This is a genomic window from Jejuia pallidilutea (genome assembly GCF_002973595.1).
GTDB lineage: Bacteria > Bacteroidota > Bacteroidia > Flavobacteriales > Flavobacteriaceae > Jejuia > Jejuia pallidilutea.
The window spans coordinates 26447-48983 of sequence record NZ_PVEO01000015.1 but is presented as its reverse complement, the minus strand read 5'-3'; the positions used below and the strand labels follow the sequence as shown (position 1 = coordinate 48983).

The window sequence follows — 22537 nt, the reverse complement described above, 5'->3', positions numbered from 1 at the left end:
TGATGTAAAACGAACTAAAAATGAAGGCAAAGGCTAAGAATTCTTCATCTCGATAAAAATCTTAAAAAACACCGATTTGAAAACTCAGCGTTGAACGTCCAATTTTTAATTCTTGGGGCTTTTAAAACTGATTAATAATCATATTTGCTACACGTAGTGCTTCTGTGCCGTCATGTAACGTTACAACAGGGGTTGTGTCGTTATTTATGGCATCCGCAAACGTTTCTAATTCCATTAAGATTGAATTTACATCAGGAATTTTAGGATTATCAAAATAAATCTGTTTTTTTATGCCTTCTGCATTTTGCAAAATCATATCAAAATCTCCCGGGTTTTCTGGGGCATCTTTCATTTTAACCACTTCACACTTCTTCTCTAAAAAGTCTACTGAAATGTAAGCATCCTTTTGAAAGAACCTAGCTTTTCGCATTTTTTTTAGCGAAATTCTACTAGCGGTAAGGTTTGCAACACAGCCATTTTTAAATTCAATACGTGCGTTGGCAATGTCTGGTGTGTCGCTAATTACTGAAACACCACTGGCAGAAATATGTTTTACTTCAGATTTTACAATACTTAAAATAATATCGATATCATGAATCATTAAATCTAATACCACAGGTACATCGGTGCCTCTTGGGTTAAATTCTGCTAAACGATGCGTTTCTATAAACATTGGTGTTTTTATATCCTCTCTTACCGCTATAAATGCAGGGTTAAAACGTTCCACATGGCCTACTTGTCCTTTTACCTTGTGTAGTGCCACTAAAGCTCTTATATCTTCGGCCTCTGCAACGGTATTTGTAATGGGTTTTTCAATAAAAATATGTTTGCCTTTGGTAATGGCGTTTATGGCACATTCATGATGCGAGAGTGTAGGTGTTACAATGTCTACAACATCAACAGCATCTATAAGTTCGTCTATAGAATCAAATAATTTATAACCAAATTCGTCGGCAACTTTTTGTGCCGTTTTGGTATCGGCATCGTAAAAGCCAACAAGCTCGTATTTTTCGGATTGTTTTAAAAGTCTTAAATGAATTTTTCCAAGATGGCCAGCACCAAGAACACCTGCTTTTAGCATAATTTATGTGTGTTTAACTAAAGTATTTACTATAAAAATTTAATTATGAATTTTTGCCAATATTAAAATAGAAAATGGTATAAATTTCACAGCTTAAAGATACTAAAATTAAATTCTGTGAAAATTGTTTTTAGCTTAAAAATGTTTGCTTAATTTTAGCAAAACTAACCTCCTGAAAATTGAAAGATACATTTAAACACAAAGGCTTGCGCCAACAATTGGTTAATGTTATAAAAGCCAAAGGCATACAGGACGAAAAAGTGCTAGCGGCTATTGGAAAAATACCGCGGCATTTATTTATGGACTCTGGTTTTTTAGACCATGCTTACCAAGATAAAGCATTTCCTATTGCGGCAGACCAAACTATTTCTCAACCCTACACCGTAGCATTTCAAACAGAGTTAATGCAGGTATCTCCCGAAGATAAAGTTTTAGAAATAGGTACAGGAAGCGGCTACCAAACAGCTGTTTTGTGCGAGCTGGGTGCACGTGTTTACAGTATTGAGCGTCAGCAAGAATTGTTTAAAAAAACAAGTAAGTTTTTGCCAAAATTAGGGTATAGGGCTAAAAAAATAATTTTTGGCGATGGCTACAAAGGGTTGCCAGACGAAGCTCCTTTTGATAGTATTATTGTTACAGCGGGCGCTCCTTTTGTACCCAAACCTTTATTGAGCCAGTTAAAAGTTGATGGCGGACGCTTAGTAATTCCTGTAGGCGATGATGTGCAGGTAATGACACTTTTTATTAGAAAAGGACCAAAGGAGTTTGAGCAGCATGAGTTTGGGGAGTTTCGGTTTGTGCCGCTTTTAGAGGATAGGAATTAGTATGTTGGTTAGTAGAATCTAGAATTTGGAGGTTGTTATTTATTTATTTATGTCTTTTCGAAAATTCCAAACAATTCCCTGCCCATTCTAGAAGGAATGGAATTGTAGCAATTTTTAAAAGTATTAACATTAAAAAGTGGTTTAAAATAGTTTAGATATTCTTCTTTTGAACCACCAAACGGACGTTTTTCCATATCGTTAGTGAGTGGAAAATTAAACCACAACCCCACAAGTTTTCCACGTTTATGCAGCAATTCATGAATTTTTAAGGCATATTGTTTTCGGTTTTCGGGCAGTGGTGGAAAAGAACAAAAGAAGGTTTGCTCTAAAACTAAATCGTAAATGCCTTTATGCTTAAAAAAATCACCTTTAATGATTTGTTCTGAAGGAAAATGAGGAACTCTTTTTTGAAAAGCTATTAAAGGTACATTCGCAATATCTAACACATAGGTATTTTCAAATCCGTTTTTAAATAAGTATTCGGCCTCATAGGAATTACCAGCACCGGGAATTAAAATTTTTAAGTTTTTGTTCTCCAGTTGGTCTATATATGTTTTTAGCGGGGTAGAAGGCACGCCAATATCCCAACCAGTATTATGTTGTAGGTAGCGTTTGGACCAATAATTTTCTATGTCTTTGGAAAACAAAGTTATAAGCGTTTAAAAGAAGTTATTCACAAATTTCTGTTTCGAACCCATCAATACTCTTGGTGTTATTTTCTTTCCAGTAGCGTTCAATGCGTTCTTTACCTTGTTTTTCTGCCCAAGCATTAAGTTGTTGGCGTTCCTCTTTAAACTCCATAAAAGGTACAGCATAACCGCAGGAGGTTTGCACACTTTCAACAGTCATATCAACTATTTGTCGGGTTCCTGGAATTTCAGGAAATAAATGTTTGTTGTCTTTAAATTCGGTATCTCTTTCGTGATATACTTTAGCGGTGCCGTAAAGTCTAAGTATAAGCGGTTTCCCTTCAAAAGAACAAAACATAACGGTCATTCTATCATTTTTTAAAACATGTGCTGCAGTTTCATTGCCACTCCCTGTTAGGTTTAGCCAAAGCACACGGTTTTTATTAACAATTCTAAACGTATCGGCTAAACCTTTAGGCGATAAATTAATTCTTCCTTCTGCAGCAGCAGTAGCAACAAAAAAAATATGTTGTGATGTAATAAATGATTGAAGTTCTGTAGGTATTTCAGTAAAAAATTTCGACATAGTTTTAGTTGCGAGGTAAGTAAGCTTTAGGTATGGCGTGTTCTTCGGTTTCCTGTGCCCAATATAAATTTATAATCCACCAGCGGTCTTCGTCGTAAAAAAGTTGAATACTATTAATACCACGCATAAAAGGTTTTTTGTCATCTTTACTATAATAACATTCGTAAGTGCTAAATACATGGGCTATATTGCCAAAGGTATTTACCGATCGGTGGATTTCTTTTTCAATAAAACCATTCATTTTTAACCATTTTTGTGAGTTTTTTATGTACTCGGCAGGTGTTAAATATTTGGCTTTGTATTCATAATCGGTATTCATTCCAGAGGCTATTAATTTAGCATCGGGGTGAAACAGGTATTTAAATTGTTTCCAATTACGGCTTTCTTCTTTTTCAGCAGAAATAACATTGTATAGTGTTTTTATGGTTTTATCTAACGTTAACACCTTGGTGCTATCTACTTTAAATTCTTTTTTTTCGGAAGCTTTTTTGTCTTCAGGTTTTTTTTGTGCTTGTAATATAAATGGTATACAAACTAAAAAGAGAAGGAGTGGTGATTTTTTCATTTTCAAAACTATGAAATACAATATAAATTAGCTAATTGTAACTTGTAAACGGTTAATTGTTTATTAAATTATTTGTAGATTTTTTTTATCCTATCTAGATTGCGCTTATTGTCACGATCTTTAATGGTTTCGCGCTTGTCGTATAGTTTTTTACCTTTAGCTAAGGCAATATCTAACTTTGCGTAGCCTTTATCGTTTATAAATAGGCGTAAAGGAATTATGGTTAACCCACTATTTTGCACCTCCTTATTAAGCTTTTTTAGCTCTCTTTTGTTCAATAATAATTTTCTAGTAGCCTTGGGCTTGTGGTTGTAATAATTACCAAAGGCATACTCTTGTATGGTCATATTTACCACAAAAAGTTCTCCGTTATCATTAAATTCACAAAAACTTTCGGCAATAGAGGCTTTACTGCTTCTAATAGATTTTATTTCGGTACCAGTTAACACAATACCCGCAGTATACTTGTCTAATATTTCATATTGAAAGCGCGCCTTTTTATTCTGTATGTTAATGGTTTTTTGCATACCTACAAAACTACATAATTTTATGGATAGAGGTTAAATGGCATAAGACTAAAAAACGTTAAATAATATAAAATAGAATTAAAGATATACGAAATACGTTTATTTTAGCCATCAAAATTTTTTCTGTTGAGTATGAAACTATTGGTTTTAAGTGCTTTTGCAATTTCAGTTTTGTTTTCGTGTAGCAGCGTACAAAAACATAACGAACAAATATCTAAACTACATGATGTTGAATTGCTTAGAGCAGATGTAGATAAAGTATATCTTCAACTTAAACGTCACCATCCAAAACTTTACCAATATACGCCACAAGAGGTTATGGAATTTAAGTTTGACAGTTTAAAGCAATCAATAAAATCACCAATGACATCGCGTGATTTTTACAAAAAACTTGCCCCCGTATTAACAAGCGTAAAACAAGGCCATGTATCTGTTCGTCCTTTAGGAAAACGTTTTAAACGTAAGGAACGTAAAGCGCTCTTAAAGAAAAAGTTTGAGTTTTACGATTTGGATTTTGAATATCTAGATGGAAAATTATGGGTAGAGCGTACTATAGGAAAAGACTCCTCCTTTGTTGGAGCAGAGGTGCTAAGTATTGCAGGAGAACCAGCTAGCGAATTGGCAGAATTGTATAAAACACGTTTTGCTTCCGATGGTTATAATACCACACTATATAACAGGTTTGTAAGCAAAGGCTTTAGACAATTTTATGTAAGGGATAAAGGGTTTTTAGATAGTTTACAAGTAACTTTTAAAACCAAAGATTCTGTATTTTCCAAGCTTTTTAAACGCGTGCCTAAAAAAGAGAAAGAAGATTCCACAAAAGTAAAAACCGATAGCATAAAAAAAGAAAAGCCTAAAAAACTAACTAAGGCCGAAAAGAAAGCTAATAGATTAGCCGCCAAAAAACGAAAAAAGGACAATAAGAAGTATGGGTTTATCTCCAGAACTAAAGAATACACCAGAAGTTTAACGTTTATTGGAAAGGACAGTAGTGTAGCCTACATGAAAATAAGAGGGTTTTCCAACGGTAATTACAAAACTTTTTACGAAGAGAGTTTTAAAAAAATAGACTCAGCCAATGTGAAAAATTTCATTTTAGACTTGCGCGACAATGGTGGTGGCCGTATCGCTGAAATAGAACGCCTGTATTCTTATTTAACCAATAAAGAATTTCAGTTTATTACAGAAAGCGAAGTAAATAGTAGAGTGCCTATTTTAAAATCTATAATGAGCAACACAACGCCAACCGGCATAAAAGTGTTGTCTGGGATACTATCGCCTATTTTGATAGTTCAGAATTTATTAAAAACTAAAAAAAGAGATGGTAAATTGTATTACAAATTTAAATATGCCAAACCAGAAGCACCAAATCCTTTAAACTATAAGGGTAAAGTATATGTATTAATTAATGGTAATTCGTTTTCGGCCTCTTCAATTATATCTACAAACTTAAAAGCTACAAACCGTGCTACCTTTGTAGGAGAAGAAACAGGGGGCGCGTACAACGGTACCGTAGCAGGATTTTATAAATTGTACCAATTACCTACATCAAGGTTAGTTGTTAGAATTGGCTTAATGCAAGTAGAAGCGCCATACAAGCAGGAACCAGACGGTTATGGCGTAAAACCAGATGTTGAAATTTTACCAACTGTAAAAGATAGGCAACAGCAAAAAGACCCTGAATTAGAATGGATTCTAAATGATATACAAGCAAGTAAATAACTAATAAATTAAAGTTATTTTGGCGCCTGTATACTTATAGTGAGTATGCAGTTTTTTCGCCTAATGTAGGTTTGGGCTTTCCGCTAATAGTTTTGGTGCGACGTTATCCCCAACAAAAACTCCCAATTTGTTTGCTGAGGTTCTAGAAGCAGAATCCCAAACACTGCCTATTTGTTTAAGTCCCTATTAACCAATTTTAAGGCGTTTTTTTTTATGGTCTTCACACAAAACATTTGTATTTTTGGTTTTCATATTTTTTAAATACAAAAACACACTATGAAATCATACGATGTAGCCGTTATCGGTTCTGGCCCTGGAGGATATGTTGCCGCCATCCGTTGTGCGCAATTAGGCATGAAAACAGCAATAATAGAAAAATATGCAACCTTAGGAGGTACTTGTTTAAATGTAGGTTGTATACCAAGTAAAGCACTTTTAGATTCTTCACACCATTACGAAGATGCGGTAAAACATTTTGAGGAGCATGGTATAGAAATTCCAGGTGATGTAAAAGTAAATTTGGAAAAAATGATTGCTCGTAAGCAAGCCGTTGTAGATCAAACTACAGGAGGTATAGATTTTCTAATGAAAAAAAATAATATTGATGTTTTTCACGGTTTAGGCACGTTTAAAGATAAAACTACCATAACGGTAAAGGGTAACGATAGTACCGAAACTGAAGTTGTTGCAAAACATACCATTATAGCTACTGGTAGTAAACCTTCAACATTACCCTTTATAGATATTGATAAGGAACGTATCATTACATCGACTGAGGCATTAAAGCTTAAAGAAATTCCCAAACACTTAATTATAATTGGAGGAGGCGTTATTGGCTTAGAATTAGGGCAAGTGTATAAAAGGCTAGGAGCCGAGGTTACCGTTGTAGAATATATGGATAGAATTATTCCAACAATGGACGCAGGACTTTCTAAAGAATTAAACAAAGTCTTTAAAAAGGCTAAGTTTAAAATGCAAGTGTCGCATAAGGTAAAATCTGTAGAGCGCAAAGGCGATGAGGTTATTGTGAAGGCAGACAATAAAAAAGGAGAGGAAGTAGAGTTTAAAGGCGATTATTGCTTGGTTTCCGTAGGGCGTAGTCCGTATACAGACGGATTAAATGCCGAAGCTGCTGGTATTAGATTAGATGATATAGGCAGGGTAGAAGTTAATGCGCATCTACAAACTAGTGCAGAAAATATTTACGCCATTGGTGATGTTGTAAAGGGTGCAATGCTAGCGCACAAAGCAGAGGAAGAAGGCGTATTTGTTGCCGAAACTATTGCAGGACAAAAACCACATATAGATTATAATTTAATACCAGGTGTGGTTTACACATGGCCAGAGGTGGCCTCTGTAGGTAAAACAGAAGAACAATTAAAAGAAGCTGGAATTGATTATAAAACAGGACAATTCCCAATGCGTGCTTTAGGTAGAAGTCGTGCTAGTATGGATTTAGATGGTTTTGTAAAGATTTTAGCCGACAAAACTACCGATGAAATTTTAGGTGTACATATGATTGGTGCCCGTGCTGCTGATATGATTGCAGAAGCAGTGGTAGCTATGGAGTACCGTGCTAGTGCCGAAGATGTATCGCGTATGTCTCATGCACACCCAACATTTACCGAAGCTATTAAGGAAGCGGCTTTAGCGGCTACTGACGATAGGGCTTTACATGTATAGAAATTAAGTTTTTTAATATTAAAGAGACTGTCTAAAAAGTATTTCAGTAGTATTTAGAGCTAAAAAAAACCTTAATGGTTTGATTATCAAATTTTTGGTTTTTTAAAGAAGCACTACATACATAAAAAGTGATGTTTTTTAGGTGGTCTTTTTAGTTTTTGTTTCATAATTTAACATTTTATTTAAACAAAATAAATCGAATTGCTTAATTTTGTGCGTTAGAAATCGCTTTTATGATGCACCCAAAACTATTATGTGTTTCGTTGTTACTTTTACTTTCCGTAGTTGTTACAGCTCAAGAAAAATTTGCTATTAGTGGTACTGTTACCGATGCATCAAATGGTGAAACTCTCTTTGGAGCCTCTGTTTTCTTAGAAGGCACTACCAGTGGCGCTATTACCAACGAGTATGGTTTTTACTCAATTACTGCAGAAGCGGGCGACTATAATTTAATCGTTTCTTACGTAGGGTATGCAACGGTTTCAAAAAAAATCTCATTAAATAGTAATCAAAAAATAGATTTTGAAATATCAGAAGCTTCAACAGAGCTAGACGAAGTGCTCGTTATTGCAGAAGAATCTGAGCGACTCAATATTAAAAGTCCGCAAATGAGTGTTTCAAAACTAAAACTTGAGACCATTAAAAATATGCCCGTAGTACTTGGTGAGGTAGATATTATTAAGTCTATTCAGTTACTACCTGGCGTTACAAGTGGTGCAGAAGGGTCTGCTGGGTTTAATGTAAGAGGTGGTGCTGCAGACCAAAATTTAGTATTGCTAGATGAAGCTATTATCTACAATACATCGCATTTATTTGGTTTCTTTTCAGTATTTAATGCCGATGCCATAAAGGATGTAAAATTATATAAGGGCGGTATACCGGCCCGTTTTGGTGGTCGTGTGTCTTCGGTTTTAGATGTGCGACAAAAAGATGGAAACAGCAAAAATTTCGAATTGAATGGTGGTATTGGCTTAATTTCTAGTAGACTTTCAGCAGAAGGCCCATTGTTTAACGATAAAGGTTCGTTTTTAGTTGCTGGTAGGGGCTCTTACGCACACCTGTTTTTACAGGCTTCTGGAGAAGAGAATGCAGCATATTTTTATGATTTAAATTTAAAAACAAACTATAATATAGATAAAAATAACAAACTGTATTTATCTGGTTATTTCGGAAGGGATGAATTTAATTTTGGTGCAAACTTTAATAGTGGCTACGGAAATACATCGGGTAATTTAAGGTGGAATCATATCTTTAGCGATCGTGTGTTTTCTAATTTATCCTTTATTTACAGCGATTATGATTATGTACTGGATTTTAAATCGTTTGATTTCGATTGGATTTCAGAAATTACAAACTACAATATAAAATACGATTTAAGTTATTACCAAAGCGATAGGCTTCAATTAGATTTTGGACTAAACGCTATATATTATGATTTTAATCCTGGAGAAATAAATCCAACTTCCCCAAATTCATCTATTAATCCACTAGTTTTAGACCAAAAAAGAGCCTTTGAAAATGGGCTGTATGCAAGTGCAGAATACGAAGTTTCAGATAAGTTAACAGCCACCATTGGCTTACGTTACAGCTATTTTATTAGAAACGGCGGACAACCAATTACAGAATACGAAAACGGGCTACCTATAGTTTACAATGAAACTTTAGGTGTTTACGAAGAAGGGAATGCCATTGGCGAAACTAATTATGCTAAAAGTGAAACCATAAAAACTTATGGGAATTTAGAACCTCGTTTGGCATTGGCATATCAACTAAACGAAAATTCATCCATAAAAGCGGGTTACAGCCACACAGCGCAATACATACATTTATTGTCTAACACATTATCTGTTACACCTTTAGATGTGTGGACGCCAAGTGGCTCGTTTATAAAACCACAATTGTCCGATCAATACGCCATTGGATATTTTAAAAACTTTAAAAATAAAAGCTATTCTTTAGAAATTGAGACCTATTACAAAACGGTAGCTAATAGAATTGACTACGTAGATGGATCAGATTTAATTGGCCAAAACACTATTGAAACCGAAATTTTAAATGGCGAATTAAGAGCTTATGGTCTAGAGTTTTTGTTTAGAAAAGCAAAAGGTGATTTTACCGGGTGGTTAGCCTATACCATATCTAAAGCAGAACAGCGCACACCTGGAGGTGCCGCAGGCGGACCCGGAATTAATAATGGTAATTGGTATTATGCGCCTCACGATAGAACCCACGATTTATCAATTACAGGAAGCTACAAATTAAATGATAAATGGAATTTTGGCGCAAACGTAATCTACCAAACGGGTCGCCCTGTTACGTATCCTGATGGGCAGTATACTTATGAGGGTTTAAACATCGCTAATTTTTCAGATAGAAATGCAAGTAGATTAACCGATTATCATCGTATTGACGTTTCTGCAACTTATGTGCCCAATAGAAAACCAGAAAAACGATGGAAAGGCGAGTGGGTTTTTGGTATTTATAATATTTATAACCGCAGAAATGCCGCATCAATTTCTTTTGGTCAGAACAGGGAAACTGGAGCAAATGAGGCTACACGAACTGCAATTTTTGGAATAGTACCATCTGTATCTTACAATTTTAAATTTTAAACCATGAAGCAGCACTTATATAACATCATAGTTCTTATTTTGGTTGTGTTTACATCTTGTACCGATGTGGTTGATGTAGATGTTCCAGAAGCAGCTCCAAGACTGGTGGTAGAAGCTTCCATAGACTGGGAAAAAGGCACCCAAGGCAACGAGCAGTTTATTAAATTAACTATGTCTACGCCATTTTTTGACAATTTAAGTAACACCGATGTTGCTGGTGCTTCTGTTAAAATTACTAATAATACCACTAACCAGGAGTTTGTATTTACAGATCAAGGTGCTGGTATATACGGCACAACTGCGTTTGTTCCTGTTGTAAACCAAACGTATACTTTAGAAATTAATTATCAAGGCGAAACTTATATTGCAGAAGAAACCATGACTCCTGTTGTAGACATCGATGAGATTAGTCAAGCTAGAATAGGAGGTTTTAATGATGAAGCTTTAGAAGTTGATATATACTTTAACGACCCACCTAATCAAGAAAATTTTTATTTCTTTAGGTTTGAAGAAGAAGGTGATTTATTGCCAGAATTACTTGCTATCCCAGATGAATTTACCGACGGTAATAGAATGAAGGTGTTTTTTGAAAAAGAAGACGATGAAGATATCGGTCAAGAAGAATTTGAACCAGGCGATGTAGCGTACATTAAATTTCATGGTATTTCAAAGCAGTATTTTAATTACATAGATTTATTAATTGAGCAATACGATAATGCTGCCAACCCATTTGGTACAGTTCCAGCCACTCTAAAAGGTAATTGTATTAACCCTGCAAATCCAGATAATTACGCTTTCGGGTACTTTAGGCTTTCGCAGGTTATTAGTGTTACATATATTTTTCAATAATACTAATAAGTTGTTTTATTGTTCAATAAGCTGTAGGCTAAGTAATTAAATAGTTTTACGTAAACCCTAAAATTACACCATACAGCAGTGCGTATAAAATGCGTATTAATATGGAGGGTTTTTAGTACACTATTACATTTTTTTTACTTTCTTTTGTTGTACATGTGACTTGTTTAATAATCATGTGTCTTAATACTATCAACAACATTATTTAGCCAAAAGCTACATTTGAAAACCCTAGAAGACATTAACAGTAAACCAGATGAAGATTTGGTAAAAGCAATCGTTGAAACTAACGACACATTGCTTTTTGAAGTGCTTTATGATAGGTATGCAACATTAGTGTATAATAAATGTTATGGTTTTGCTAGGGATGAAGATGAGGCTAAAGACTTAACACAAGATGTGTTTTTAAAACTTTTTGTAAAATTAGCTAGTTTTAAAGGCAAATCTAAATTTTCAACATGGTTATATGCGTTTACTTATAACCATTGTGTAAATTACGTAACGAGAAATACAGCTAAAAAAATTGAAAAGCAATCTGTAGATTATCAAGATATTGAAAATGTATCAGATAGCGAGATAGAAGATAAAGATTTTCTTAATATGCGGGTAGATAAGCTAAAAAAAGCTATGGAATTAATCTCCCCAGATGAGAAAATGATACTATTACTAAAATATCAAGATTATTTAACCATTAAGGAAATAGAATCGGTTTTAGGTATAGGTGAGAGTGCAGTTAAAATGAGAATTAAAAGAGCAAAGGATAAACTTAAACAAGTTTACTCTGATAATTAATAACTAATGGAGAATCCGTTTAAACAAATAAATAGACCGCTTAAGGAAGTGCCTCCAGAACTAAAGGCTAAGGTTATGAGCGATATCGCCATGGCGAAGCTTATTATGGAGTTAGCGGCTTTGTTTTCCTATAACATAGGTCATGTTATAGAAACGGTAATTAGAGAAAGAGAAAAAAAATAACCCAATTTATAAAAGAGAAATTAAGATAAACCAAATTACAACCCTTTAATTATGAAATTTATAGATCAACTAAAAGAATCGCTTCAAGCCGTTTGGTTTGAAATAGCTGCTTCCGTACCAAAAATTCTCGGTGCTATTGCTGCAATTATTATTGCGCTATTAGTAATTAAATTATTAGTAGGGGTAGTAAGAAAAACTTTAAAAATAGTTAGAGCTGATAAGTTAGATGATAAGATTAACCAAATAGATCTTTTTGGAGACAAAAAGATTAACATTAATATTATAGACATACTAGTTAAAGTAGTTAAGTGGCTGCTTTATGTTATTTTAATATTTATCATCACCGATATTCTTGAATTAACAATGGTATCAGATGGATTAAAAAATCTGTTAGGTTATCTGCCAAAATTATTTACAGCGCTAGCCATATTTGTTCTAGGCTTATTATTTGGAAATTTCGTTAAAAAATCATTGCAGTCCTTTTTTGAAAGCATGGAGCTTTCAGGAGCTAAAATGATAAGTCAAATCGTATTTCTGCTCATTTTAGTTTTTGTTTCTGTAACTGCGTTAAACCAAGCAGGGATTGATACAGAAATAATTACAAGTAACATCACCCTTATTATTGGAGCTATATTATTAGCTTTTACAATAGCATTTGGTTTGGGTGCTAGAAATGTAATAGAAAAACTATTAAGCACATTTTACACTAGAAAGCTTTATGAGGTAGGACAAAAAATAGAATTCAATGGCATTCAAGGTGAAATAGAAGCTATAAACAGTATATCTGTAACATTAAAAACAAAAGAAGGTAAATTAATTGTACCAATTAAAGATATTGTAGAGAGTAGAGTAAGTATACAGGATTAACTTTAAGTTAGGGTTAAAATTTGGTTGGTTACTTTTCTGTATGCCCAAAAGCTCTCTACATCTTACCATCCCTTTTCATTAGTTTGAAAAGGGATTTTTTTGTTTTTAATTTTAATAGGCTTACTTTTAAATAATGCTAAAATTTACAAAATGAACTCCCTTTACATATTAAAGATAAGTTGCGCCATATTTTTGGCCAGTACATGTCATATACATGCTCAGTCCCAAATACCTAAAAATTATAATTTGGTTTATAGTCAAGATTTTGAATCGACAAACGCCATTGATGATTTTGAAATGACTGACGATAATGTATGGCAAATTTCAAAAGATAGTACAGGCAACTGTATGGAGTTGCTCAGCCAAAGTAAATACGAGCCTAAAGTAAGATCTCCATTCAACATTGCACTAATAAAGGATGTTTTGGTAGGCGATTTTATTTTTGAAATAAAACTGAATCAAAACGGGCGCGAATATCCGCATCGCGACTTGTGTTTAATGTTTGGTATTACAAATGCCTCTAATTTTTATTATACACACATAGCCACAAAAGCCGATGAATATGCGAATTCTATCTTTATTGTAAATGACGAACCTAGAAAGAGTATAGCGACTGAAAGAACAGAAGGCAGCAACTGGGGAGCTATAGATTCTTGGCACACCGTTAGAATTGTTAGGAAAGTTGAAACTGGACTTATTGAAATTTATTTTGATGATATGTCCCAACCCATCATGAAATCTAAAGATACACATTTTAATTCTGGCTACCTTGGGTTTGGCTCTTTTGACGATACAGGTAAATTTGATGATATTAAGATATGGGCACCAAGAATGTTGGAGAAGAACGAGGGTTTTTTTAAGTAGTTATACATCTTTTATTGCAATTTAAGGTTTAGATTTGAAGGTATAAGAATTAAAACAGTAATTATAATTTTCTTTCTATTTGATTATTTGAGGGATACAATTCTTAAAAATTGTTTTTTCATGTATGGGAATAACGTAAATATTGAATTTAGTAGTTTACAGCTATTTTTAAGTTGGTTGTAGTTTAATAAAATATCGACATATAATAAACTGATTAACTGATTTTTGAAAATAAGTTTAAAAAAATCACGTTTTTAAACTGGGAGTTTAGTCGACTTAATTGTTTTTATAATACAATTAACAACAAAAAATTAATAAAAATGAAAACCCCAAATTTTAAACTAGTTACAATTTTTACTGCAATAGGATTATTCATTGGAACATTTTCATCTTGTTCAGATGATGATGGACCAACTGCTAATATAACTGTTAATGAAGGTCCATCTGGCGATATTGGTGGTGATTTTACTGGAAATGGAGGAAATACTTCTCGAACAATAAATTGGACTAATAATATAGCTACGGCTGATTATAATGCAGATATAACTGCTAATGCAACAGGAACATTTAATATTGTAGTCGCTGATTCTGAAGGAACTGTAGTTCTAGATAGAACTCTTAATGGAGGAACTGAACCTGATAGCATTGATGGTGTAACACAAGCTGGAGAACCTGGAAATTGGACTGTTACAATAACAATTGCTTCATTTAATGGCGATGGAAGTTATTCGTTAAGCGAAGGAAACTAATAATGGATTAGTAAATTAATAATATGTAAGGCTGTCTGAAATTGATGGCCTTTTCTTATATAAATAAAAACTAAGGTACAACATTGGCTCTAAGTAACTACTTAACTCCGCCTACTTCTGAAAAATCTCTCGGTTTTTATTTGATAACGTTAGTGCTTAAAACAAGCCCGAATCTACTCTAAGTTGCTAACGTTTGTGCCAAAGCCAAAATTAAAGCATATATACGTAGCCTGTGGTTATGCCATGCCGTTTTACTTGGCGTTAATGCGAGGCGTAAACTGTAAACCCTACCCGATAAGGTAAGGTTCAACTAAAAATAGCGACTGCTGTTATTAAAATAATTACTTCCTCTTATTCCGTTTGTTGTAGTTTTTATCGCCTCTAGTTTTTGGTTTCTTGTATTTTTGTGCAATTTTAAATTTGTAAGAACCTCCTAGGTTTTCCTTTTGGTTTTTTTCCTTTTTTTCATGAAATGCAGGTCCTGGTGCATCGTCATCACTACGCTTGGTAGGGTTGTTGCGCTCTCTAATTTGCGGACGTTCTTCTTCAATTAGTTCAGTAGAAATTTCAACCGTATCAGGGAGTTCCAAAACAGGAATTTTCATTTGCATAAGCGTTTCAATATTCTCTATAGCCTCTTGTTCTTTTTCAGTTGAAAATACTAAGGTTTTCCCTTCACGTTCTGCACGACCAGTTCTACCTATACGGTGCATGTAGTTTTCTGGATAATCTGGTGTATCAAAATTTATAACATGGCTTACGTTGTCTATATCTAAACCACGCGCCATAACATCGGTAGCAATTAAAATGCGGTTTTCACCGTTCCTAAATTGTTCAATGCTTCTTAGTCTGTAATTTTGGGTTTTATTAGAGTGAATTACGCAGAGTTCTTCTTTAAAATAATCATCTAATTTTTCGAACAAACGGTCTGCCATTCGCTTAAACGCTACAAAAATTAAGACTTTGTTAAAACTATCACGGTCTTGTAATAAATGCACTAACAAATTTACTTTGGTGTAAAAGTTAGGAACATTATAGCGGTATTGCGAAATATTATCTAAGGGCGTTCCAGAAACTGCGATGGATATACGTTCTGGATTCCTAAAAAAATCAGTAATTAATTCATCTACATCTTGCGTCATGGTAGCAGAAAACATAATATTTTGTCTGCGGTCTGGTAGAATATCAAAAATATTTATAAGTTGATGTCTAAATCCTAAATCGAGCATTACATCCACTTCATCAATCACTAATTTTTGAATAGATTTTAACTGTAATACGCGACTCACGGCTAAATCGTACAAACGTCCTGGAGTGGCTACAATAATATCTAGTCCTTCGGCAACTGCTTGCTTTTGTGTGTTAATATTTGTGCCGCCATAAACTCCTAAAACACGATTATTGATGTATTTTGATAGTTTTTCAATCTCTTCAACCACTTGTACCACCAATTCGCGTGTAGGTACTAAAACCAAAACTCGAGGATTATCTTGTTTAGAGAATTTTAAATTCCGCAAAATAGGCAACATGTAGGCAAAGGTTTTCCCTGTACCTGTTTGCGCTATACCTACAACATCCCTACCAGAAGCCACAACGCCAAAGGCTTCAGCCTGTATAGGTGTTGGTGTTGTAAAGCCTAAATCGTCTAAGGCGTTATAAAGCGGTGTGTTTAAATTAAGGTCTTGAAAGCTCAAAAGTGTAGTGTTTTGCGGCAAAGTTACGCTTATTTTCCTGTTTTACAGATGTGCATTGTTTATTTCTATAGTGTAAATGGCATTAAAGGTTTTGTTGGGTGGTAACGTTAAAATGGCTTCCTTTTGCTCTAAAACTTGATTGGTGTCTTCTGCATCAGCAATACCCAACCAAGGTTCAATACATACAAAATTACCATTGGGTTTTGCCCAAATACCCAAATAATTAAAATCTGGATAGCTTACAGTTACTACGTCTCCATTTTGTTTGCTTTTTAAAGTAACTTTTCTGGATTTTAAATTTTTAAAGATAAGCGCATCATCATTAAACAGATTATGGTGCAATTGCAACAATTTAGTGTTTTTTAAAATAGGTTTTGTTTTATTAGACACAAGTCCGTTCTCTGTATTTAACAAATGTGTATGTGCATTTTCGTTTACTTCAAACTCCAAAGAGTAATCGTTATAACTTTCATTGTTAAACACAGGGCACTTAAAGGCAGGATGCCCGCCAACTGAAAAATACATGGTGCTTGTATCTACATTTGTAATGGTGTGCGATACTTCAATAGTATTATCAACTAAAGTAAATTTTAATTCAAATTCAAACTTAAAAGGGTATTGTTTTAATAAGGTTTCGTTATGTTTAAAGGAAAAACTTAAACTGTTATGGGTTTCTTTGGTAAGTGTAATGGCGTTACTATTTCTAATTAAACCGTGTTTTGGAAGTGTGTAGCGTTTGCCATTATAAAAATAGCAGCCATTTTTAAGTCCGCCTATAATGGGAAATAAATTAGGCGCAAAACTACCCCAAACCTTAGGATTTGCATCCCACATAAATTGGGTGTTGTGTTTTACTGATGAAATCTCACAGAGTTCAGCGCCAGTATTTTGTACTACAATTTTTAATTTATCATTTTTTAAGCTATACATAATTAGAATATTTAACTGCTACAAAAATCTTAAAATTTTAAGTATTCTAAGTAACTTTGCAACTTTATTATTTTCTATTGAGAACAGAACGAATTTATAACATTCCCAACCCAAAAGCTTTTAAAAATCTACTATTGATTTGGGCGCAGCAGTTTGATGAAGTGGTTTGGCTAGATTCCAATAATTATAAGCAGAAATTTTCTAATTACGATGCCGTTTTAGCTGTTGATGCCTTTACGAGTATTCAAACCGATACTGAAACAGGCTTTGAGAAGCTAAAAGAGTACCAAACCAATACCAACGATTGGATTTTTGGCTATCTTTCTTACGATTTAAAAAATGATATTGAAGCTTTAACATCTAAAAATTACGATGGTTTAAGGTTTCCAGATTTATATTTCTTTCAGCCCAAAAAACTTTTTCTTTTAAAAGACAATACCCTTAAGGTTAACTATTTGAATTGTGTTGAAGATGAAATTAACGAGGATTTACAGGCTATAAATCAAAGCGAGGCAATACAACAAGGCAACCTGTGTAGTACCACTAAAATAAAACTAAGAATCCATAAAGACGATTATTTCTCTAAAGTCAATAAAATACTAGACCACATACATCGAGGCGATATTTACGAAGCTAATTTTTGTCAGGAGTTTTATGCTGAAAATACTTGTATTCATCCTTTAGAAACCTATAGAAATCTTAATGCTATTTCTAACCCGCCATTTGCATCATTTGTAAAGTTTTACGATAAATATGTTTTATGTGCATCGCCAGAACGCTACATTAAAAAGGAAGACAACAGCATTATTTCACAACCCATAAAAGGCACAGCAAAACGTTCTAGTAACCCCGAAGAAGATTTAAAGTTAAAAACTGCATTACAAAACGATGAAAAGGAGCGTAGTGAAAACATTATGATAGTAGATTTGGTACGTAACGATTTATCTAAAACAGCATTAAAAGGCAGTGTGAACGTAGAAGAATTGTGTAAAATTTACACGTTTGACCAAGTGCACCAAATGATATCTACAGTTACTTCAAAAGTAAGTGCCCAAACACATCCTGTAGATATAATAAAAAGCACATTTCCTATGGGAAGTATGACGGGTGCACCTAAAATTTCGGCTATGAAAATTATAGAAGGTTTAGAAGAAACCAAACGCGGTGTGTATTCTGGTGGAATAGGTTATTTTACACCTAGTGGAAACTTCGATTTTAACGTTGTTATTAGAAGTATTCTGTACAACGCCACAAAACAATACATCTCGTATTCCGTTGGTGGTGCCATTACTGCAAAAAGCGACCCACAAAAAGAATACGAGGAATGTTTGGTAAAAGCAAAAGCTATGCGAGAAGTTTTAGAAAACTAGGTTAAATGCTCTTTAAAATCTTCTATAGCCAACTCTAAAATGCGCTCTACGCGTTTTACTTCAATATTTTTTATTGTTGCAATATCTTCAAATGATAATTTTCCAAAAACGAATAAATCTACAATATCCGATACTTTTAAGGGCAACCATGTGTAGTATTTGCCTAGTAAATGCTTGTTGCGCTTGGTAGAAATATTAGAAATTTCAAAAGCATTTTCAATCGCGGCATTTTTGTCGTCGTACACAAAAACTTGTTTGTTCTCGTGGTCTTGATGGTAGGAAATATCACTTAATTCCTCATTCATAATAAAATCAAAACCTTCATCGGCAGTAAATGCCTCGTCTAAGCCATCTAGTTCGTCTATTAAAATGGAATGCGTACTCATTGTGTTTTGATGAAACGCTTCCTTTTTAAACAGCTCGTCTAAATCTGTATCTACAATTTTAAAAAGTTCTATTTTAATCGAAGCAGCATCAGCATCAATATTGTATCCCTGTTCGTAAAATTTCGCAATACCTTCATCTATAATATCATGAGATTTATACATGTTTTTAGGTATAATCTTTGTAGACTCTGCAATATAAAGCCTGTGCTTTACGTAGGCTTGCAAATGTTGCGTAGCAGAAACCACTTTTTTATTAAATTCCGTTTGGGTGTTTTTATCTGTTAATTTATCTATGGTACACATGGCTTTTTTATTTAAAAATTAGTTCTTTAAAGTTACAAAAACCCTATAATGAACTTATGATTTTTGTCATGTAAAAACTAATAAAAGATACTTATATACTATAGCAAACCTGTACGTACAGTTTTGTTTTTTATGGCGCAACCCAAAAGGGTCGGGCTTTCCGCTATATCTTTTTTTCATGCTTCAAAAAAGGATGCCGCTGCAATCCCTTGCGCGCTTATCCGCCAACTTTATCTCTAAACCCAAGTTGTATAAAACCTAAAAACTTTGCGCTTTGGCTGCTTTACAAGATTAAAATAAAACGTAAATTTGAGCATGCTTCAGAATTTTGAAAAACATATAGATAACAAACTTCCTTTTTTAAGGCATTCAAAAATACTTATCGCCATTTCTGGTGGAATAGATAGCGTAGTTTTAACACATTTATGCCATAACATAAAATTGAATATCGCTTTAGCGCATTGTAATTTTAACCTTCGGGACGATGAAAGTGATGCCGATGAGGATTTTGTTGTAGAGCTTTCAGAATATTTGGATGTAGAAGTATTTGCGCAACGGTTTGATACCAAAGCCTATGCTGAAGATAATAAACGCTCTATACAAATGGCTGCACGCGAATTACGCTACAATTGGTTCTCTGAATTAGCAGAACAATTACAATTCGATTGTATTTTAACTGCACACCATGCCGATGATAATCTAGAAACATTTTTAATAAACTTTACAAGAGGCACTGGTTTAGATGGTTTAACGGGAATTCCTGAAATTAACGGTAAATTTGTGCGTCCGTTATTACCATTTTCCAGTAAAGATATAGAGCATTACGCCAAGGAAAACAACATAAAATGGCGAGACGATAGCAGTAATACATCAGTTAAATATTTACGCAATAAACTAAGGCACGAAGTGGTTCCTATTCTAAAGGAAATCAACCCGAGTTTATTGCAAAGTTTTCATGCTACTTTAGAAAATTTAAATGATACTGCCGACATCGTAGAAGAAAGTACTTATGCGGTATTAAAGCGTGCTATTGTAACGATGGATGAAAACCATGTAGCATTCAAGATTTCAGAATTTAAAAAGGTAAATAACCCCAAGGCTTATCTCTTTGCGGTATTTAAGGATTTTGGATTCACGGAATGGAATGATGTGGTAGATTTGTTAGATGCCGAAACGGGAAAGCTAATTTGGTCTAACACGCATCGTTTAATAAAAAACAGGGAACATTTATTATTAACTGCCATAAATAATACCAACACAGATGAGGTAATTTTAATAGCGCAGAGCGAAACAAGGAAAGAAACACCACTCGGGACACTGTTCTTAAATGAAACTGATGTTGTTTTAGAACCCAATAACACTATGATATATGTTGATAAGGACAAATTAAAATTTCCTTTGGTTCTAAGAAAAAAACAGGAAGGAGATGTGTTTTATCCCATAGGGATGAAGGGTAAAAAGAAACTAAGCAAGTACTTTAAAGATGAAAAACTATCGCTTTTAGATAAGGAGAATACTTGGTTGCTTTGCTCTGGCGACAAAATTGTTTGGGTGGTAAAAAGAAGAGCAGATGAGCGTTTTAAAGTTTCTGAAAATACTAAGAATATCCTGAAAATTAAACTGTCATAATTTTTTATTAACGCCCATTATTAGACATCTATTTAGTTAAAACTATATGAAGCTACAAGGTAACATCGTAGACATACAAAACAAGCGTATTTACAAAGGTGAAGTTACTTTTAAAAACGGTATTATTACATCTGTTATAGAAAAAGCGCACAATGTAAATCATTATATTTTACCAGGTTTTATTGATGCACACATCCACATAGAAAGTTCTATGCTAGTACCATCAGAGTTTGCTAGAATTGCCGTTAAACACGGTACAGTGGCAACGGTTTCAGATCCTCATGAAATAGCTAATGTTTTGGGGGTTGCAGGTGTAGAATTTATGATTGAAAATGGTAAAAAAGTACCTTTTAAATTCAATTTTGGAGCACCCTCCTGTGTGCCTGCTACAAATTTTGAATCGGCTGGTGCAACTATAGATTCTGAAGCTATTAAAACATTGTTGCAAAATCCAGATATAAAATACCTTGCAGAAATGATGAATTATCCAGGTGTTTTATTTGAAGATGAAGAAGTGCTAAAAAAAATAGCTTGGGCAAAACATTATAAAAAGCCTGTTGATGGGCATGCACCAGGAGTAATGGGCGATGATATTTCAAAATATATTGATGCAGGAATTTCAACCGATCATGAGTGTTTTACACATGATGAAGCTTTGGAGAAACTTCAAAAAGGAATGAAAATTCTAATTCGCGAGGGGAGTGCAGCCAAAAATTTCGAGGCTTTAATTGGTTTGCTGCCAGAGCATTTTCTAAATATAATGTTTTGTAGCGACGATAAGCATCCAGACGACTTAATGCTAGGACATATTAACCAACTTTGTGCTAGGGCAATTTCAAAAGGAATTGATGTTTTTAAAGTGTTGCAAGCAGCTTGTGTAAACCCTGTAAAACATTATGGCTTAGATGTAGGTTTACTGCAAGTAGGTGATGCCGCAGATGTAATTGTTGTTGAAGACTTAAAAGATTTTAAAACACTTAAAACTTACATTAATGGCGAATTGGTGTATAATAATGGTACATCGTTAATAGCACCTGTAGTTTTTAAAAACCTTAATAACTTTAATTGTGAAACGAAAGTTGTTTCAGATTTTAGGTTTGAGTCCTCTACAGCACAAATCCAGGTTATCGAAGCTTTAGAAGGACAGTTGGTTACCAATAAATTAATAGAAAAAGCGACTATTAAAAATGGTAATCTAATTTCAAATACTAATAATGATATTTTAAAAATGGCGGTAGTGAATCGTTACGAAAATAAACCACCAGCTATAGCATTTATTAAAAATTTTGGTTTAAAAGCGGGCGCCATAGCATCATCTGTTGGTCATGATTCGCATAATATTATAGTAGTTGGTGCCTCAGATGAAGCCATATGTAGTGCCGTAAATTTAATTATAGAAAACAAAGGCGGTATTTGTGCTGTTTCAGATTCAAAAGAAAAAATAGTACCGCTACCTGTTGCTGGAATTATGAGCGATAAGGATGCAACAACCATAGGTAAGGCTTATGCCCAATTAAATACATTTGCAAAACAGTTGGGGAGTACATTAAACGCACCTTACATGACACTATCTTTTATGGCGCTTTTGGTAATTCCATCATTAAAACTAAGCGATAAAGGTTTGTTTAATGGAAAAGATTTTAAATTTGTCTCACTTGAATTATAATCTTTAACAACTGAAAA

21 protein-coding genes are annotated in these 22537 nt (G+C 33.9%); 13 read left to right on the top strand and 8 right to left on the bottom strand.

Features of this window, described 5'->3' with window-relative positions:
- Positions 1-121 precede the first annotated feature (121 nt).
- Positions 122-1081, bottom strand: a complete 960-nt coding sequence (locus CLV33_RS16580) for a Gfo/Idh/MocA family protein (RefSeq protein ID WP_105474812.1) — start codon at positions 1079-1081, stop codon at positions 122-124.
- Between the two features lie 179 nt (positions 1082-1260).
- On the opposite strand from CLV33_RS16580, the gene CLV33_RS16575 reads away from it, so the two are divergent.
- A complete protein-coding gene (locus CLV33_RS16575; RefSeq protein WP_105474811.1) occupies positions 1261-1905 on the top strand; it encodes a protein-L-isoaspartate(D-aspartate) O-methyltransferase in 645 nt (214 codons plus the stop codon).
- 47 nt (positions 1906-1952) lie between these two features.
- Here the strand turns inward: CLV33_RS16575 and CLV33_RS16570 are convergent, their stop codons facing one another.
- The 4 genes from CLV33_RS16570 to smpB form a co-directional block, all read right to left on the bottom strand.
- Positions 1953-2552 carry a class I SAM-dependent methyltransferase gene (locus CLV33_RS16570; RefSeq protein WP_105474810.1) on the bottom strand — a complete coding sequence of 200 codons (600 nt, stop codon included), beginning with the start codon at positions 2550-2552 and terminating at the stop codon, positions 1953-1955.
- 22 nt (positions 2553-2574) lie between these two features.
- A complete protein-coding gene (locus tag CLV33_RS16565; protein ID WP_105474809.1) occupies positions 2575-3120 on the bottom strand; it encodes a pyridoxamine 5'-phosphate oxidase family protein in 546 nt (181 codons plus the stop codon).
- 4 nt (positions 3121-3124) lie between these two features.
- Positions 3125-3685, bottom strand: coding sequence for a hypothetical protein (locus CLV33_RS16560; RefSeq protein ID WP_105474808.1), 561 nt, complete (start codon positions 3683-3685; stop codon positions 3125-3127).
- A 68-nt stretch (positions 3686-3753) separates the two neighbouring features.
- Positions 3754-4212, bottom strand: coding sequence for an SsrA-binding protein SmpB (smpB, locus tag CLV33_RS16555; protein ID WP_042246135.1), 459 nt, complete (start codon positions 4210-4212; stop codon positions 3754-3756).
- Between the two features lie 132 nt (positions 4213-4344).
- Between smpB and CLV33_RS16550 the strand changes: the two genes are divergently transcribed.
- The 9 genes from CLV33_RS16550 to CLV33_RS16515 all read left to right on the top strand — a co-directional run bounded on the left by CLV33_RS16550 (position 4345) and on the right by CLV33_RS16515 (position 14542).
- The gene (locus CLV33_RS16550; protein WP_105474807.1) at positions 4345-5937 is read left to right on the top strand and encodes a S41 family peptidase; all 1593 of its coding nucleotides are present in this window, start codon (positions 4345-4347) and stop codon (positions 5935-5937) included.
- Positions 5938-6213: 276 nt separating this feature from the next.
- Positions 6214-7620: a dihydrolipoyl dehydrogenase gene (gene lpdA / locus CLV33_RS16545; RefSeq protein WP_105474806.1), complete on the top strand. Its 1407-nt coding sequence runs from the start codon at positions 6214-6216 to the stop codon at positions 7618-7620.
- Positions 7621-7853: 233 nt separating this feature from the next.
- A complete protein-coding gene (locus tag CLV33_RS16540; protein WP_394340410.1) occupies positions 7854-10232 on the top strand; it encodes a TonB-dependent receptor in 2379 nt (792 codons plus the stop codon).
- A 3-nt stretch (positions 10233-10235) separates the two neighbouring features.
- Entirely contained in the window at positions 10236-11081 is an 846-nt protein-coding gene (locus CLV33_RS16535) for a DUF4249 domain-containing protein (protein ID WP_105474805.1), read from the top strand.
- 228 nt (positions 11082-11309) lie between these two features.
- Positions 11310-11879, top strand: a complete 570-nt coding sequence (locus CLV33_RS16530) for an RNA polymerase sigma factor (RefSeq protein WP_052415073.1) — start codon at positions 11310-11312, stop codon at positions 11877-11879.
- A 6-nt stretch (positions 11880-11885) separates the two neighbouring features.
- Positions 11886-12062, top strand: coding sequence for a hypothetical protein (locus CLV33_RS17580; RefSeq protein WP_162834941.1), 177 nt, complete (start codon positions 11886-11888; stop codon positions 12060-12062).
- 51 nt (positions 12063-12113) lie between these two features.
- Positions 12114-12929 (top strand): mechanosensitive ion channel family protein, encoded by an 816-nt coding sequence (locus CLV33_RS16525; RefSeq protein WP_042246150.1) that lies wholly within the window; start codon positions 12114-12116, stop codon positions 12927-12929.
- Between the two features lie 150 nt (positions 12930-13079).
- Positions 13080-13793 (top strand): hypothetical protein, encoded by a 714-nt coding sequence (locus CLV33_RS16520; RefSeq protein WP_105474821.1) that lies wholly within the window; start codon positions 13080-13082, stop codon positions 13791-13793.
- A 320-nt stretch (positions 13794-14113) separates the two neighbouring features.
- Positions 14114-14542, top strand: coding sequence for a hypothetical protein (locus tag CLV33_RS16515; RefSeq protein ID WP_105474804.1), 429 nt, complete (start codon positions 14114-14116; stop codon positions 14540-14542).
- Positions 14543-14883: 341 nt separating this feature from the next.
- Here CLV33_RS16515 and CLV33_RS16510 read toward each other — a convergent pair whose 3' ends face one another.
- Both CLV33_RS16510 and CLV33_RS16505 read right to left on the bottom strand, forming a co-directional pair.
- Positions 14884-16236, bottom strand: a complete 1353-nt coding sequence (locus tag CLV33_RS16510) for a DEAD/DEAH box helicase (protein WP_105474803.1) — start codon at positions 16234-16236, stop codon at positions 14884-14886.
- Between the two features lie 42 nt (positions 16237-16278).
- On the bottom strand, positions 16279-17166 hold the full coding sequence (locus CLV33_RS16505; protein WP_211297576.1) for an aldose 1-epimerase family protein: 888 nt from the start codon (positions 17164-17166) through the stop codon (positions 16279-16281).
- Positions 17167-17243: 77 nt separating this feature from the next.
- Between CLV33_RS16505 and pabB the strand changes: the two genes are divergently transcribed.
- Positions 17244-18536: an aminodeoxychorismate synthase component I gene (gene pabB / locus CLV33_RS16500; RefSeq protein WP_105474801.1), complete on the top strand. Its 1293-nt coding sequence runs from the start codon at positions 17244-17246 to the stop codon at positions 18534-18536.
- Here the strand turns inward: pabB and CLV33_RS16495 are convergent.
- Entirely contained in the window at positions 18533-19225 is a 693-nt protein-coding gene (locus CLV33_RS16495) for a hypothetical protein (RefSeq protein ID WP_105474800.1), read from the bottom strand. The genes pabB and CLV33_RS16495 overlap by 4 nt on opposite strands.
- A gap of 315 nt (positions 19226-19540) precedes the next feature.
- Between CLV33_RS16495 and tilS the strand changes: the two genes are divergently transcribed.
- Together tilS and ade are read left to right on the top strand one after the other, a co-directional pair.
- Positions 19541-20854: a tRNA lysidine(34) synthetase TilS gene (gene tilS / locus CLV33_RS16490; RefSeq protein ID WP_105474799.1), complete on the top strand. Its 1314-nt coding sequence runs from the start codon at positions 19541-19543 to the stop codon at positions 20852-20854.
- A 46-nt stretch (positions 20855-20900) separates the two neighbouring features.
- Positions 20901-22520: an adenine deaminase gene (ade, locus tag CLV33_RS16485; RefSeq protein WP_105474798.1), complete on the top strand. Its 1620-nt coding sequence runs from the start codon at positions 20901-20903 to the stop codon at positions 22518-22520.
- The last annotated feature ends 17 nt before the right edge of the window (positions 22521-22537 follow it).

Excerpts from the sequence above, each read along its gene's own strand:
- CLV33_RS16580 (WP_105474812.1), bottom strand. The coding sequence starts at position 1,081 with ATGCTAAAAGCAGGTGTTCTTGGTGCTGGCCATCTTGGAAAAATTCAT.
- CLV33_RS16565 (WP_105474809.1), bottom strand. The coding sequence starts at position 3,120 with ATGTCGAAATTTTTTACTGAAATACCTACAGAACTTCAATCATTTATT.
- CLV33_RS16560 (WP_105474808.1), bottom strand. The coding sequence starts at position 3,685 with ATGAAAAAATCACCACTCCTTCTCTTTTTAGTTTGTATACCATTTATA.
- smpB (WP_042246135.1), bottom strand. The coding sequence starts at position 4,212 with ATGCAAAAAACCATTAACATACAGAATAAAAAGGCGCGCTTTCAATAT.
- CLV33_RS16550 (WP_105474807.1), top strand. The coding sequence starts at position 4,345 with ATGAAACTATTGGTTTTAAGTGCTTTTGCAATTTCAGTTTTGTTTTCG.
- lpdA (WP_105474806.1), top strand. The coding sequence starts at position 6,214 with ATGAAATCATACGATGTAGCCGTTATCGGTTCTGGCCCTGGAGGATAT.
- CLV33_RS16540 (WP_394340410.1), top strand. The coding sequence starts at position 7,854 with ATGATGCACCCAAAACTATTATGTGTTTCGTTGTTACTTTTACTTTCC.
- CLV33_RS16535 (WP_105474805.1), top strand. The coding sequence starts at position 10,236 with ATGAAGCAGCACTTATATAACATCATAGTTCTTATTTTGGTTGTGTTT.
- CLV33_RS17580 (WP_162834941.1), top strand. The coding sequence starts at position 11,886 with ATGGAGAATCCGTTTAAACAAATAAATAGACCGCTTAAGGAAGTGCCT.
- CLV33_RS16525 (WP_042246150.1), top strand. The coding sequence starts at position 12,114 with ATGAAATTTATAGATCAACTAAAAGAATCGCTTCAAGCCGTTTGGTTT.
- CLV33_RS16520 (WP_105474821.1), top strand. The coding sequence starts at position 13,080 with ATGAACTCCCTTTACATATTAAAGATAAGTTGCGCCATATTTTTGGCC.
- CLV33_RS16515 (WP_105474804.1), top strand. The coding sequence starts at position 14,114 with ATGAAAACCCCAAATTTTAAACTAGTTACAATTTTTACTGCAATAGGA.
- CLV33_RS16505 (WP_211297576.1), bottom strand. The coding sequence starts at position 17,166 with ATGTATAGCTTAAAAAATGATAAATTAAAAATTGTAGTACAAAATACT.
- CLV33_RS16495 (WP_105474800.1), bottom strand. The coding sequence starts at position 19,225 with ATGTGTACCATAGATAAATTAACAGATAAAAACACCCAAACGGAATTT.
- tilS (WP_105474799.1), top strand. The coding sequence starts at position 19,541 with ATGCTTCAGAATTTTGAAAAACATATAGATAACAAACTTCCTTTTTTA.
- ade (WP_105474798.1), top strand. The coding sequence starts at position 20,901 with ATGAAGCTACAAGGTAACATCGTAGACATACAAAACAAGCGTATTTAC.